Annotated in this window: 13 protein-coding genes; 5 read left to right on the forward strand and 8 right to left on the reverse strand. The window is 58.8% G+C overall.

Annotation, left to right across the window (positions count from 1 at the left end; genetic code table 11):
* Nucleotide 1: 1 nt before the first annotated feature.
* The 3 genes from ACHZCU_RS04620 to ACHZCU_RS04630 all read right to left on the reverse strand — a co-directional run bounded on the left by ACHZCU_RS04620 (nucleotide 2) and on the right by ACHZCU_RS04630 (nucleotide 4096).
* Complete coding sequence (locus ACHZCU_RS04620) at nucleotides 2–1435, reverse strand: sugar ABC transporter permease (protein WP_319517841.1); 1434 nt, start codon at nucleotides 1433–1435, stop codon at nucleotides 2–4.
* 76 nt (nucleotides 1436–1511) lie between these two features.
* Nucleotides 1512–2693, reverse strand: coding sequence for an extracellular solute-binding protein (locus ACHZCU_RS04625; RefSeq protein ID WP_319517842.1), 1182 nt, complete (start codon nucleotides 2691–2693; stop codon nucleotides 1512–1514).
* 362 nt (nucleotides 2694–3055) lie between these two features.
* The gene (locus tag ACHZCU_RS04630; protein ID WP_319517843.1) at nucleotides 3056–4096 is read right to left on the reverse strand and encodes a LacI family DNA-binding transcriptional regulator; all 1041 of its coding nucleotides are present in this window, start codon (nucleotides 4094–4096) and stop codon (nucleotides 3056–3058) included.
* A gap of 170 nt (nucleotides 4097–4266) precedes the next feature.
* Between ACHZCU_RS04630 and ACHZCU_RS04635 the strand changes: the two genes are divergently transcribed.
* Nucleotides 4267–6414, forward strand: a complete 2148-nt coding sequence (locus ACHZCU_RS04635) for a glutaminase domain-containing protein (protein WP_319517844.1) — start codon at nucleotides 4267–4269, stop codon at nucleotides 6412–6414.
* Between the two features lie 97 nt (nucleotides 6415–6511).
* Here the strand turns inward: ACHZCU_RS04635 and ACHZCU_RS04640 are convergent, their stop codons facing one another.
* Together ACHZCU_RS04640 and ACHZCU_RS04645 are read right to left on the reverse strand one after the other, a co-directional pair.
* Nucleotides 6512–6694, reverse strand: a complete 183-nt coding sequence (locus ACHZCU_RS04640) for a hypothetical protein (RefSeq protein ID WP_319517845.1) — start codon at nucleotides 6692–6694, stop codon at nucleotides 6512–6514.
* A gap of 198 nt (nucleotides 6695–6892) precedes the next feature.
* The gene (locus ACHZCU_RS04645; protein ID WP_319517846.1) at nucleotides 6893–7612 is read right to left on the reverse strand and encodes an SDR family NAD(P)-dependent oxidoreductase; all 720 of its coding nucleotides are present in this window, start codon (nucleotides 7610–7612) and stop codon (nucleotides 6893–6895) included.
* A gap of 162 nt (nucleotides 7613–7774) precedes the next feature.
* Between ACHZCU_RS04645 and ACHZCU_RS04650 the strand changes: the two genes are divergently transcribed.
* The gene (locus tag ACHZCU_RS04650) at nucleotides 7775–8686 is read left to right on the forward strand and encodes an AraC family transcriptional regulator (RefSeq protein ID WP_319517847.1); all 912 of its coding nucleotides are present in this window, start codon (nucleotides 7775–7777) and stop codon (nucleotides 8684–8686) included.
* Between the two features lie 131 nt (nucleotides 8687–8817).
* Here ACHZCU_RS04650 and ACHZCU_RS04655 read toward each other — a convergent pair whose 3' ends face one another.
* From ACHZCU_RS04655 to ACHZCU_RS04665, 3 genes are all read right to left on the reverse strand, one after another.
* On the reverse strand, nucleotides 8818–10002 hold the full coding sequence (locus ACHZCU_RS04655) for an MFS transporter (RefSeq protein ID WP_319517848.1): 1185 nt from the start codon (nucleotides 10000–10002) through the stop codon (nucleotides 8818–8820).
* Between the two features lie 81 nt (nucleotides 10003–10083).
* Nucleotides 10084–11595 (reverse strand): aldehyde dehydrogenase family protein, encoded by a 1512-nt coding sequence (locus tag ACHZCU_RS04660; RefSeq protein ID WP_319517849.1) that lies wholly within the window; start codon nucleotides 11593–11595, stop codon nucleotides 10084–10086.
* A gap of 158 nt (nucleotides 11596–11753) precedes the next feature.
* Nucleotides 11754–12641 carry an aldo/keto reductase gene (locus tag ACHZCU_RS04665; protein ID WP_319517850.1) on the reverse strand — a complete coding sequence of 296 codons (888 nt, stop codon included), beginning with the start codon at nucleotides 12639–12641 and terminating at the stop codon, nucleotides 11754–11756.
* Nucleotides 12642–12728: 87 nt separating this feature from the next.
* Here ACHZCU_RS04665 and ACHZCU_RS04670 point away from each other — a divergent pair, with 87 nt between their 5' ends.
* The 3 genes from ACHZCU_RS04670 (at nucleotide 12729) to ACHZCU_RS04680 (ending at nucleotide 14494) form a co-directional block, all read left to right on the forward strand.
* Nucleotides 12729–13382 carry a TetR/AcrR family transcriptional regulator gene (locus ACHZCU_RS04670; protein WP_319517851.1) on the forward strand — a complete coding sequence of 218 codons (654 nt, stop codon included), beginning with the start codon at nucleotides 12729–12731 and terminating at the stop codon, nucleotides 13380–13382.
* 30 nt (nucleotides 13383–13412) lie between these two features.
* The gene (locus ACHZCU_RS04675; RefSeq protein ID WP_324292337.1) at nucleotides 13413–13553 is read left to right on the forward strand and encodes a hypothetical protein; all 141 of its coding nucleotides are present in this window, start codon (nucleotides 13413–13415) and stop codon (nucleotides 13551–13553) included.
* 137 nt (nucleotides 13554–13690) lie between these two features.
* Complete coding sequence (locus ACHZCU_RS04680; RefSeq protein ID WP_319517852.1) at nucleotides 13691–14494, forward strand: hypothetical protein; 804 nt, start codon at nucleotides 13691–13693, stop codon at nucleotides 14492–14494.
* The last annotated feature ends 245 nt before the right edge of the window (nucleotides 14495–14739 follow it).

Genomic DNA, 14739 nt, shown 5'->3' on the forward strand with positions numbered 1-14739 from the left:
TCTAGAACCCCGAATGCCGGCGTGTCAGGAAAAGTTGTGTGAGAGCGAAGACGCCGATCACAAGCGCCATCAGGAGTGAACCTGCTGCTGCAATGCCGTAGTCGGGCGTCTCAGTCCCGAAGGCCGTCTGGTAGATGGTCTGAACGATCATCTGCGTTTCGCGGCCCGGCCCGCCTCCGGTAAGAAGATAGGCCTCGTCGAACATCTGGAAGCATCGGATGAGCGTCAGAACCAATACCACGATGATGGTCGGCATCATGAGCGGAACGGTAATCCGTGAAAAAATTCGAACGGACCGTGTGCCGTCCATTCTGGCCGCTTCATAGAGATCGCTCGGGATTGCCTGCAGTCCTGCAAGCAAAATAAGCATGTAGAACCCCATATGCGACCATGTATAGACGAGAACCAGCCAGAACATCGGCCAGCCGGTATTAGGCGTAACCAGCCAGTTGATCGGGCGAAAGCGGCCAAAATTGAAGACGGAATCGAACTGGATCATCAACAGCAGCGCAGCAGCTAAGGCGCTGAAGGCAAGCATCGCGATGCCAACGCCCGGGCGGGCTGTTGCAACGAGCCACAAAAGAACTGCAACAAGGACGACACCGACCAATGGTGTCAGAAAACCAACGTCAGGCAGAATGGCTTCGGTGACATTCGACCACCAGAATACCAGGAAGAACAAGAACGAGAACGCCATAGCCCAGCCGAGCGACGGGTTGCGCCCCTTTGACACCGTTTTCAGCGCCGAAATCATGAGCGCGAACGCGATCAGCATCGTCACACAAAGATCGAAATAGGCGGTAGCGGAAAGTTCGGTCATGGAATCCGAAGCAGTGCCGATCAGAAAATTGAGCGCACCCTTCCGGTCAAGCGCCCAGTGCCAGATATTGGCGATGACGACGGGGGACAGCATCACCGGATAGAAGAACATCGCCCGCCAAAAACCACGCCCCGCCATCGCCTTGTTGACCACGATGGCCGTCAGCAGGGAAACAACCAGCAAAACCGGCACCTGAATGACGACATAGATGAGCGTATTGAACATGCCCGACCAGAAGGCATACCCCTCATTGGAGCAGCTTCCCGGATCGAGGATTGATACGCAGTCGAAGATACGGAGATAGTTTTCGAGCCCGACCCACGGCCGGCTGAACACCCGGATAGAATCGCCCGATGTCATCGATACATAGATCGTCAATGCCAGTGGCACGAAGGTAAACAGGCCGAAAATCAGCATGTTTGGCAGAAGCAGTGGGTATGGAGTGGCATTGCGGCCCCATCTTTTCTGGACAAACTCAACGGGAGACCCCATCAGGTCCATCAAAAACACAGGCACATGACGAGGCCTGTAGGCCCGGGTGGTCAACAACCAGATGCTGCCCCCGCCAATCCATACTATACCGATAATCCAAAGGGATATGGCGGCAAGATTCATCTTCGTTCTCCGAGAGGTTTCTTGATGACCCGGCTGCTTGAAAAGCGGCCGGGTCGGCGCCGACAAATCCGGTGGCTCAGTTCTCGTTTTGAGCGATCGCTTCGCGGATCTTGTCGAGAGCCTCGTCGAGCGTGAACTCGCCGTTCATCGCGGCCCCGAGATAGTCTGCCGTAGCGCTGAACATCGCCGAACTGCGATTGTCACCCTGAATCCGGAAAGCCTGAGGCGTTTCCCTGGCAGAGGTTGCCGCCATTTCACCAAAGAGATTGAGAGCGTCCTGCACTTTCTCACTCGCGCCGGCAGAGCCGTAATCCAAGCCCTCTTCCTGCAGTTTCTGGTTCGCGGGAATCTGGAAAGTGCGCGTATAGAACTGACGCGCGACCGGATTCGAGGCCATCCAGTCGATGAAGGCTGCGACCTCCTCGGGATGCTCAGTGTCAGCGAAGCTCACCAGTCCGCCACCGCCCGGCATCACGCCGCACCCTTCCGGCCCGCACGGCACCAGCGCAACAGCCCAGTCGAACCCGTCACCCACGGTATTCTCAACAGTCGAGAGATTCCAGGATCCGGACATATAAAACGGCACGTCCTCGGCAAAGAAAAGACTGTTGCCATCGGCATATGTCTGCCCGGAAACCGCAGGCCAGATATCCGGCGGCATCAGGCCGGTTTCGTGCCAGTCGAGCATGCGTTGGGAAAATGCGCGAAAGCCCTCGTCCACGACGAGATTGCCGTTTTCATCGACATATTGCGCGCCGTATGACATCGCAGGACCGGCAAACCGGTGACCGGACCTGTCCATGACCATGCCCGCATAAAGGCCGAGCTCACCCTGCACGGCACCGGTAGCATCGGCCCAGTCGTCCCATGTTGCGCCCGGCTCGGGGATCTCCACGCCTGCTTCTTCGAAAAGAGTGCGATTGATATAGGGGCCGGACACAGACAAGTCGGTCTGCCAGCCATAAATGCCGCCGGTTTTGCCGGCGCGATACCAGCGCAGCGTATCCCCGTAGTTTCTTTCCCATTGCTCGGCATCAACATATGGCGTCAGGTCAAGATAATAGGGGTTGAGTCCCCCAAGATTGGTGACCGTCGCGAGATCGGGACCCGTCCCGGCTTCGAGCTGGATCGGAAGCTGATCGCGAATGACGTTGTACCCAACCTGATTGACGTTGATCGTCACGTCAGGCGCTACATCCTTGTACTGGTCAATCAGATCCTGCCACACCGGCATCGTCGTCGGGCCGGCATTGAGCATGAATTCCAGTTCCACCGTTTGGGCATAGCCCGCCGTGGACATTGCCGCCAGCAGAAAAGCTCCACCTGTGGAGACTTTCAATCCTGAAAACTGCATTTTTCTCCTCCTTCATCTGACTTTCGAAAAGCCTTCTCCCACTCCCCGCACCGAGCAACCTGGACGCATCTGCCGCAGCCGTTCTCACCACGCCACATAAGTCGTAGCTTTCGTCGAAAGACCCGATCTCAGTAGTGCGATAGAGCGCAACATACACATTTCGAAGAAAAATGAAAGCGCTTCCATTTTTTTATCGAAAAAATCTTTTGCCGACCGTGCCACGGAGACATCGGCAGAAAGCACAAAAGGACCTTACGGATTACGGCTTATGCGTGTGGCTTTGCCGTCGATTCACGACAGACTATTTCCGTAGGCATCAGGCGTTGTTGCGGTTCGCCGCCGGCGATTCCGGCCAGCATAGCTTCCGCCGCCACACTACCCAGTTCCTGCCAGGGCGGACGCACTGTGGTTAGTGAAATCAGCGGATGACTGGAGACCTGAAGATCATCGAATCCCGTCAGCGAAACGTCCTCCGGGATCCTCACACCAAGTCGCCGCGCTTCGGCCATGCAGGCAAGGGCAAGATTGTCGTTACCGCAGATGATCGCACTCGGACGTGGATTCGTTGCCAGCAGCGTCCGGAACGCATCGAAAGCCTCTGTCTCGTCGGCACCACATCTGTGAATTCGTTCGCTGGAAAGGTCGAGCCCCCGTTCGGCTGCCCGCTTAACAATAGCGTCGATTCGCCCTTGTCCGTTTCGCACCGCCCGCCTGTCGCCGATAAGCCCGATCCTACCATGGCCGAGAGTATGGAGATGATCCACGATACTTTCCATGCCGCCGAAATCGTCATAGGCAATCCAGTTCGGCGTCAGGATCTGGCTGCGACTGCCGATACTGACCGTCGGCACATCATTCTGCGCCAGAAAGGGCAGCGCGAACTCGGCTTCCTCGAGATGGGTGATCAGAATGCCGTCAACGCCGCGCGAAACGAGTTTGCGCAAAGCTTTTGCTTCTGTTTCAGCGTCATAATTTGAAGCCGATATCAGCAGTGAAATGTCCCGTACCTGCATTTCGGCCTCGAACACACGCACCTGCCTTGCGATCATCGGGTGATCGAGCGAGGGCACGACAACACCGACGGCCCCCCATTTGCTGCCGGCGAGAACACGCGCCGCCACATTGATCTGATACTGAAGCGAGTTGACGGCTTCCATTACCCGAAGGCGCGTTTTCTCCTTCACCTGATCCGGGGTATTGAGCACGCGGGAGACCGTTACGGGCGCAACGCCCGACAACCGAGCGACATCGGCAAGCGTCGGCTTTTTCGGCGAAGAAGGGGCTTTGGAGTTTTCAACTTCGCCCAAAACAATACCTCTGAAACAGAATCGAACGCATGATGCCTGACAATGCAGTGTTTGACAAATTCAAATGAGATCCCTAAATGGAAGCGCTTTCATTTTGGATCATCATATGATTCACACGTAATTGAGGAACGCTTGCGGCTGAGCCGAAAGCGCTGAGGAGGCCACGGATCATGACCGAACGCAACGCCGGACCGAACACCACGTCGAGACAAGAAACAGCGGGTGCGATCCCGCGCCGTTCGGAAAACACCAAGGCGCCAGCCTATCCGCTCATCGTTCACGATCCTTTCTTTTCGATCTGGTCCACCACGGATCGGCTGACCGATGCATGGCCGACGCATTGGAGCGGTCGCACTCTGCCGCTTTGCGGGTTGGCACTGATCGACGGAGTGTGTTTTCGATGGATGGGCACGGACACGCTTTTATCCGAACCACTGCCCGCAATGAAACAGACAAGGCGGCGCGTCACGCCGACCCGGACACTCTATAGTTTCGAGGCGAGTGGCGTCAGGCTTGACGTCGCCTTCATCACACCTGCTCTGCCAGATGATCTTGATGTGCTCTCCCGGCCGTTGAGCTATATTTCGCTCGACGCGAGCTCAACCGACGGGATTGCCCATGACATCAAGCTTTATGTCGACATCGCCGCCGCACTGTGTATCGACGAAACAGAAGGTAATGTGATCTGGGGGCGACACAAGGATCACGAAGTGACGTCCCTCTGGACCGGAGCGCTCGACCAGCGCATCTTGACGCGCGGCGGCGACAATGTACTCACGGACTGGGGCTATCTGCATCTTTCCGCTGTGCCTGGAAGCGATGCATCGTTGTGTATCGGCGAAGGGCGCAGCCTGCGCCGTGCCTTTGCCCGGGACGGTGTTATTCCCGAACGTGATGGTTTTGCAGAAGGCATAGACCTGGTCATGCCGGCCAAAGCGGCCGGTGGCGAGATCATCGGCGAAAATCCGGTCAACAATTATCGTCCGCCCTTTGTCTCGCTTGCCGCTTCCACCGACCTTGGCCATAGAAAGGAAAAGCGCAGTTGGACCTTGGCGCTTGCCTTCGACCAGACCTTTGCCGTTGAATATTTCGGCCGCAAGTTACCGCCCTGGTGGCGTCGACGCCACAACTCAGCCATCTCCATGATCGCCACGGCCTGGGCCGAGTTTGCCGAGATTGACGCTCGCTGTACAGCCCTCGATCAATCGGTTATGAAGGAACTGCGTCAATGCGGCGGCACAATACTTGAAGATCTCGGGGCCCTCTCGTGGCGGCAATGCCTTGGCGGTCATGCCCTGGTATCCGATATCGACGGCACGCCACTTCATTTCTCCAAGGAAAACTCCTCGAACGGCTGCATGGGAACGGTGGATCTGACTTACCCCGCCGCCCCGTTCTTTCTGCTTTACGCCCCCCAACTTCTGGCCGCCCAGTTGCGCTTCATCTTCGACTATGCGTCAAGCCCGCGCTGGACCTTCCCTTTTGCCCCCCATGATGTGGGCCGTTATCCGCTAGCCAACGGCCAGGTCTATGGCGGCTGCGAGGAAAGCGAAGTCAACCAGATGCCTTATGAGGAATGCGGCAATATGCTCATCCTCTCTGCCGCTTTGATACGCGCCGGCGGGGATACGTCGCTTCGGGCCGGTGACTGGCAACTTCTGAAGCAGTGGGCCGACTATCTGCTCGAGGCCGGTTTCGACCCCGCCAACCAGCTTTCGACAGACGATTTCGACGGGCACATGCCGCATAACACCAACCTCTCCATCAAGGCGATAATAGCACTTGGCGGAGCGGCTATCCTGGCGGAACACTTTGGCGACCCAGTTGAAGCGTCACGTTATGAAAGCGCCGCGCGCGCAGCCACCGCCGATTGGCTCGCGGTCAAGCATAGTGACGAACATTATCCCATGCGCTTCGACATGCCCGACAGCTGGAGCCTCAAATACAATCTGGTCTGGGACTGTATTCTCAAGCTCGACCTGTTCCCCATGTCTCTCGCAACGACGGAAACACAGAAATATCGTGACATGTCCGGCAGATACGGCACACCGCTCTATTCGGCGGCAAAACATACAAAGCTCGACTGGCTCGTATGGGCCGCCTGCCTGACGGGCAAACGCGACGATCAAGACGCCCTTTTGGCTCCGATCGGCCGCTGGCTAGCGGAAACCACAACCCAAATTCCGCTCAATGACTGGTACGATACCGATACCGGGGAGCCAGCAAAAAAGCGCGGCTTTCGCGGACGTCCGGTCGTTGGCGGTGTATTCATGCCTTTGCTTTCCGATCGAGCGCATGAGAAGACTGCTCGGGGATGACCCATCCTCAGTGTACGCGCTGGGTAGGAAGAGCGGCAACCACTCCAACTATCCAGAAAGTCTGACATCGGATCCAACAAATTCCGGGGCAGGACGCCTAGTGAACCCGTTTTCCATCTTCATCGAACAGGCCTGCCTTGGCGGTGTCGAAAACCACGCCGATTGCTTCATCGGCGGTGGCGGTGTAATCCTGCGGAAGGAAGAGGCAGATTTGCTGCAGCGTGACCTGCACGGCCATCCTTGCCGCCGTGGTCACATAGCTCCTGGTTGCCCCCTGCACTGAAGACCCCGGTTACGCCAACATCGTCTGCCACAAAACCGTGAATATGGATGTCGGCGAGTCACGGATCATCCATGGCCGCCGCAGCGATTGCGAAAGCATACCCGGCAGCGGCCCTACCTCAAGCATACGAAGAGATCCGGGCAATACCCGTTTATTGTTAGCGCTCTGCAGGTTTACCGTTGACGCCTTCATGTTCTACCAGGGCAGCGAGCCGGCCTCGTTGAAGAATCCCATGGTAGGGCCGTCCTTGTCGATGGTCGCAAGCCGGACGATTATTTTCGCGGCGTCTTCGGGGCCATGATTTCCGGTATGGCCCGTAAAATCCGTCTTGGTCCAGCCCGGATCGGCGCTGTTAACCTTGATGCCGTAAGGCTCCAGTGCTTTAGCGAGCGATACGGTGAGGCCGTTAACCGCCGCTTTCGAGCTGTTGTAGCCAAGCAGGTTGGTTCCAAAATACCGGCTTTCCGGATCGGTCAGCCAGCCGAAGGAGGCTAGCCCGGTGCTGACATTGACAATCACACCTTGTTCTGCAGCCTTGAGGAGAGGGATGAACGCGTAGCTGACACGCAAGGTGCCAAAGACATTGGTATCGTAGACCTTGCGAACATTGTCGACGCCCTCATCCAAGGGCCCGTCGTAAGTGCCGGGAATACCAGCATTGTTGATCAACACGTCAAGCTTTCCATCCTCGGCCATGACCCTCTCGGCGGCAACGCGAACCCGGTCGTCGTCCACCACGTCGATGTCGAGATAGCGGACATCGTGCCCCTCCTCGCGCAGCGCCTGTGCTGCGGCCTCACCGCGTTTGGGATCGCGCGCGCCCAGCCAGACACGATGGCCCAGTTGGCTCAGCTGGCGAGCGGTTTCAAAGCCGATGCTCTTGTTTGCTCCGGTGATCACGACAGTTTTCGTCATATTTCCAATCCTGGTATTTTCACTGCGACCTTGCGCGTCGCGTGAAAGTTAATGATTGGATCGTGGGCTTGTCATGCCGGATCCCGCGTGATTTATGCCTGATCCTATGACTCTTGTTCCAGCCTGCGCCGACGGCCTGGCGATAATCGAGAAGGGAGAGGCATGGAGTTGCGCAACTGCGCGGATATGCTCTTGCAGCAACGAGGCCAATGCGACGGGATGTTCGATACCGCCATTCCCGGTCTGATGCTGATGCGTCACCGCAAACCGACGCGACCGCAATGCATTTTGTATCGTCCCTCTCTGTGCCTGATCCTTCAGGGTGCAAAAGAGGTGACGCTGGGGCAGGCCCGCTGCAGCTACCGACAGGACCAGTCACTGATCGTCACAGCCGAAATGCCGACATTGGGTCATGTGGTCGAGGCCAGCACGGCGCGTCCTTTCATCGGCTTTGGGCTGGAACTGGACATCGACGAATTGCGCCGGGTCGCCGAACGGTTGTCACTCCCGAAGACACAGAAATCCGCCGGCGATTTCCGCCTTTTCGTACAGGACACGGAAAAGGCTGTGGAAGAGTGTCTGGTGCGGCTGATCACGGCGTCAGATCGACCAGCGGCGATGACGGTGCTGCGGCCGGCTATCATGAACGAAATCTACTACTGGCTTCTGACCGGCCCATGCGGCCATCAGATTGCCCGACAGATTGCGCTAGCCGGGGCAGCCGGACGGATCGCCACCGCAATCGAGCTGATCCGTGATGCCTTCGACCGCCCCTTCGCCGTCGAGAATCTTGCCTCCCAGGTCGGCATGAGCCCATCATCATTCTATACGGAGTTCAAGCGCGTGACCTCCATGACACCCTTGCAGTTCCAGAAACAACTCAGACTGTCGGAAGCACGCCGGTTACTGACAGGTGAGGCAGCGACCGTCGGCAGTGTGGCGTTTCAGGTGGGATATCAAAGCGCCTCGCAGTTCAGCCGTGAATACACACGCATGTTCGGGCTACCGCCAGCACGCGACGCGGCGCTATCGCGAGCGGCGGGCAGCCGATCAGCACCAACGGAGCAGATTTGAGAACGTGATTTAGGAAGAATTTGAGCTTCAACGCACAGATTCTCCAATACAAAAATAAACGGCGAAGCGCGCCCTGCAGAACGGAGGTCTAAGGACATCGGACGTCCACTTCCCGGCCCGCGATTCATCGGTCATGCGCCTGACGTCGGTTTCGCGCGCGGGACAAGCGCGAGCAGCAGCGCGATGCCGGCGAGAACTGCATTCAGAAGCAGCACGCCAATCCATCCGGCATCGGCGTAAAGGCGCGTTGTGGTCCAGCTTGCCGCGCCCCCGCCGAGGAACATGACGAATATATAGCCCGTCATCAGGCGGGTGCGTTCGGTTGGCTCCGACGAGAGAACCACCATCCGGTTGATGACGTCGACCGGCCCGGCGGTGGCGCTCAGCAGGAACATCGGCGGGGCGAGCCAGATCAGACTGTCTTCTACCGGAAGCAATGCAAGGATGGCTGCAATCTGCGCCGCGACCAAGGCCGTCAAAGCCTTGTCGCGCCCAAACCGTCCCGCCCATCTGGCAATGCCCGGCGTAACAAGCGCGCTGACCAGGGTGATGATTGTCAGATAGCTGACAGTGTCAGCGCCATAACGCAACGCCGCGCCGGTGACATGCAGCGCGAGAGCGATCCACATCGAGATCAGTATGCCGAAATTGAGGACCTGCCTGACGCCGGCGAGCAATGAGGGCCTGCTGGACAGGAACAACCGGACGGTCGAGGCAAGAAGAGCGCGATATCGCGGCCGCGGGGATACGGGTGCATCCGCATCCATGACGAGCCAGATCAGCGCACAGCTTGCCAGCATGGCGACAGCAGCGGCATGGTAGATGACCCGCCAGTTCCAGTAGGCGACGACGAGACCGGCGCTTATTCTGGCGAAAAAGATGCCGATGATGACGCCAACGGCCAGATAGGCCGTGGCTTGTCCAAGCTGTTCTCCGCCAACCCGCTTCGCGGCATAGGCAGGCAGAAGATAAGGCACGATAGTGACAAGGCCGACCATTCCCGAGGCGAGAGAAAATATTGCAAAATCCGGCGCGGCCGCCATTGCCACCAGAAACAGGCACTGCAGGCCCGAGAAAACGAGGCAGAGCTTGCGATTGTCGAGAATGTCGCCCAGGGGCAGCAACAGCAGAACGCCGATGGCGAGCGCGATCTGGTTTGCAGCTGGTGCGATGCCCGCCGTCGCCGCGTCCACGCCCAGATCCTGACCGACCTGAGCGACAATGGAGTGGATATAGTAGCCGTTTGCGACCGAGCAGGCGGTGATTGCGGCAAGCATCAGGAGCCGGGACCGGCCGAGCCGTTTTTCGGGAATCATGTCATGTTTTCCGGAGTCGAATGCGCTTCATCGCGACCATCGGGACAGCGGCTGACGGTGCCCCGATGGTCCGTGCAAGGATCACAGCCTGATGATGACCGACTTGAGTTCGGTGTACATCTCGACGCCTGCCCGGCCCTGTTGCCGGCCGATACCGGATTGCTTGTAGCCACCAAAGGGCATCAGCGGATCGACGGCGCCATGGGTATTGCCCCAGATGGTGCCGGCCTTGATCTTCGAGGCAAGCCTGTGCATCGCGCCCAGATCGTGCGTCCAGATTCCGGCAGCGAGACCATAAGGCGTGTCATTGGCCTGCCGGACCACATCATCCAGATCGTCGTAGCGTTGGGCGACGAGCACCGGGCCGAAAATCTCCTCACGGACAACGCCCATATCTGGCTTTACGTCCACAAGAACGGTTGGATTGATGTAGTAGCCGCCATCCGAGGACGGCGCATCGCCGCCGGTGGCGAGCGAAGCTCCCGCTTTCGTCCCGGCTTCGATGTAGCCCATGACCCGGTCAAACTGGCCCTGCGAGACCACCGGTCCCATATGGGCATCCGGATCGAGCGACGGCCGCGGCGCCCAATAGGACGCGTGGCTTGCCAACCCCTCGACCACCTTGTCGAAGATCGAACTGTGGACGTAGAGCCGCGATCCCGCCACGCAGACCTGCCCGGCATTGTAGAAGATCGCCTGCGCCGCGCCGGCGGCGGCCTGATCCGCGTCGAAGTCCGGCAGAACCACGACGGGCGACTTGCCACCCAGTTCGAGCGTGACGCGTTTCATCGTCTCGGTGGCGGCGGTATTGATATGCTTGCCGACGGCGGTTGACCCCGTGAAGGAAACCTTGTCGACATCCGGGTGGCGCACCAGGCGCTCGCCCGCAACGCTTCCACGCCCCGTCACGATGTTGACCACGCCTGCGGGAAAGCCCGCCTCGATGATCAGGTCGGCCAGACGCAGCGCCGTCAGGGATGTCAGTTCGGCCGGTTTCAGCACGATCGTGCAGCCCGCCGCCAGTGCAGGCGCTATCTTGTCGATTGCCATGGACAGCGGGAAATTCCATGGCACGATCTGCGCCGCGACGCCGATGGGCTCGCGTCTCAGATAGGCGTGGAAGGTGCCCTCCGGCGACAGGCCCGGCTCGATCGTCTCGCCCGCGAGCTTGGTCGTCCACCCAGCCACATAGCGCAGATTGGCGATTGCGAACGGCAGATCGCCAGCGGCCGCAAAGGCTTTGGGCTTGCCGTTGTCGATGGCTTCCAGTTCGGCGAATTTGTCCGCATCCCGTTCGAGCAGGTCGGCGAGATGATGGATCAGCCGCTCCCGCGCGGTTGGCGCAAGGCCCGTCCAGCGACTGTCGTCGAAAGCGGTTCTGGCGGCTGCGACCGCCCGGTCGACATCGGCCTCCGAGGCCTCGGCAATACGGGTGATTTCCTTGCCGCTGGAAGGATCGATCACCGCAACGGTGTTGCCGCTGGAAGACGGCGTCCACTCGCCATTGATGAACAGTCGGGGCGGACGCGCCAGAAAGCGTGTGGCCTCGTCGGAATAGGGAAGCTGCGTGAGCGGCTTGCTGTGAGATGACATGATGTGGTTCCTCATGAACAATGCCAGTCGAAGCGACCGGATCGCTGTTTGCAGGCAAGACTTCTCCATCGGGCGGCCGAGGGGCCGCCCGGCAGGAAGGCAATGAAGGAAGGAACGCAGCCGTCAAACGGAGACGGCTACGCCCGCTTTACTGACGGTTAGCCGGCGTCCGAGACGTTCCGGCCTGCCGCATCGAGTTCCGCGAAGTCCTCGTCAGACAGCGTGATGGATGCGGCCTGCACGTTCTGTTCCAGATGGCGCACCTTCGATGTGCCGGGGATCGGCAGAATGGTCGGGCTGCGCTTGAGCAACCATGCAATCGCGATCTGGCTCGGAGACGCGCCATGCTTCACGGCAATCGCCTCAAGGATTGAACCGGGCTGCGCCAAAGCGCCCGCCGCCAGCGGGAACCACGGAATGAGGCCGATACCGTGATCGGTGCAGTAATCGACGACGGCCTCGTGCACCCGGGTCGTGAGGTTGTACATGTTCTGCACGGTGGCGACGGGGAAGAACTGCGATGCCGCCTCGATCTCCGCGATACCCACTTCGCTGAGACCGGCGTGACGGATCGTGCCTTCGTCGATCAGCTGCCTGACGGCATCATATTGTTCATCGGCGGGAACCTGCGGATCGACCCGGTGGAGCTGCCAGAGGTCGATCTGTTCGACACCGAGATTTCGAAGGCTCTTGTGCGCCTGCTGGATCAAATATTCCGGCCGTCCGACCGGCATCCAGATTTCGGCGGAGGGGCGCACCACACCACCCTTGGTCGCGACCACGAGGCCATCGCCATAGGGATGCAGCGCTTCCCGGATCAGCTCTTCGGAAACATCGGGGCCGTAGCTGTCGGCCGTATCGATGAAGTTGACGCCCAGATCGGGCAGCCGGCGAAGCGTTCTGAGCACTTCCTCTCTGTCTTCGGGCGGGCCGTAGCTACCCCCTCCCTGACCTGCAAGACGGAGGCCGCCGAAACCGAGACGGGCGATTTCGATCTCGCCGCCGATTTTGAATGTGCCGGCGGATTTGGCGTTGATGTCTGTCATTATCTGCTCCTGAGCATGGGGCCGCCAATGTGGCGGGGTTGCGAGCGGTCGGCGAGGTTTCCGGTTCGACCGCACAAGACTTTAATAATGATCGTTATAAAACAGCGCTTGCATTTTTCGTCAAGGAGTTTTTTAATGATCTTTATGAAAAAGAATGAAGGACGCCCTATGGGCAGGCCGCGCAGTTTTGACAGGGACGCAGCGCTTGAGAGCGCCATGCGGCTATTCTGGCGCCATGGTTATGACGGCGTGTCATATCAGCAACTGATGGAAGCCATGCATGTGACGCCCCCGACCGTCTATGCGGCATTCGGCAACAAGGCATCTCTCTATCAGCATGCCCTTGATCATTATTACCGCAACTGGGTCGGCGGCTTATCCTATCTGGACGCCGCCAACTCCCTTTCCGAAGCCGCGGAACTGTTCCTTCGCTCGACCGCGAAAGCGCTTGTGAACCCCGAGGGCGAAATCGGGTGCATGATCAATGTCGGCATGCTCGCATCGCATCCAGACAATGCCGCGCTTACACAGGATGTGGCAGAGCGCCGCGCGCGGTTTCAGGCAGGCATCGCTCAGGCGTTTCGGAAATGGGTCCCCACGGATGAAGATGCCGCGAAACTGGCGCGCTTTCTTAATACGATACTGCAAGGGATGAGCGTTCAGGCCCGCGACGGCGCGACGCTGGATCAGCTGAACGAAACCATCGACTATGCCCTGCGGGGCGTTGGACACGCTTCGTAAACGCGGAGGGGTTTCTTGAGATGACAGGAAATCTGGAGGACCAGATTCCACACAAGGCGCAATATTGAAACGGCAATTGCCCGATATATCGAAGGCTTTTACAATCCTATCCGGCAACACTCATCGCTCGCCTACAAGAACCAAAATCAGTTCGAACGAATGGCTGCATAAGAGCAAGCCGCCTCTTTCCGCGATGAAAGAAATACGCCGGTGACACCATTCCGCCGTGCCTGATAACCGCAGCGATTGCTTCGTCCGCGAAATTTTGCCACCAGTTGCTGAACTGAAATTCGATGCTGGGGAGACGCATGAAAACGACGGTTGCATTTGCTTCATTGCTCACGGTACTTTTGACGGGATACGCTGTTGCTGACGACAGCCGCACGGTCGAGCTGCCTGCCGGCGCTATCGAGATCGATCTCGACAGGTCCAACTTCGAGGCAATTATTTCTGACGGTGAAACGCGCGTTCGGCTCGATTCCGCTTATCTGCCGGATGTTGTCGAAACCTACGAGGATTCTGCACTGCTGTTCATGGCAACGGGCGGAAACGCCTGCGCCGGGTTCTTCTCCTGGGTCACGCTTGATGAAGAGGGGCTCAGGGCAACGGAACCTTTCGGCACCTGCGCCGGCGGCGGACCAATCGAGATGACCGATGAAGGCCCCATGCTTGTTCTTGCCGCCGGCGGCGGTGACGAAATGGGCTATGTCTTCGATGGCGCTGCCGTGCGGGAGGTGCAGCTTGGGCTCAAGGAAGCCGGCGTGTCCGATCCGACAGATGCCACGGCCTGGGCCGACAAGCCCGCCTATGAGGTTCTGACATCTGCCGAGATGGAGCCGCTCCTGCTGGAGATCATGTCCTGGGAGGATCTGAAGACGGTGCGGTTTTCGTCGGCCGTCGCCAGTGAGGGCATGACCCCGGATGGAGATTGGTATGCGGCCACGGGCTGCAGACCCCATGCCTGCAGCAGCGAGACGGCCGGCGTGGCGATCTCGACGAAGGATGGCCGTGTTATCGTTGCGCACTGGGAAGAAGGAGAAGGCGAGATATTCGGCGAGCCTGACAGTGCGCTTCCCAACAAGTTTCGCACGATACTGAAGGGGCAATTTTAGGTCGCGCCGACGAGTGCGGCAGGCCTCGGTCAGGGATGACCTTTACATGCAGCGCCAGGCAAGCGCTGCTGCATCAGGCTTGAGCCGGAAATAGCGCTGGACAGGCAGGCCTTTGGACAATGCACGCCATTTTTGCCCATCGGGTAAATTTTGTGATGAAATTTTGTCGAAGCCGTGCAACGATATGCATCAAACTGGCTTTCTGCAGCCGGTCTTATATCAGGAGGGGGCGTCGAGCCTGCCGC

The organism is uncultured Martelella sp. (assembly GCF_963677965.2).
In the GTDB taxonomy this organism is placed as follows: Bacteria; Pseudomonadota; Alphaproteobacteria; order Rhizobiales; family Rhizobiaceae; genus Martelella; species Martelella mangrovi.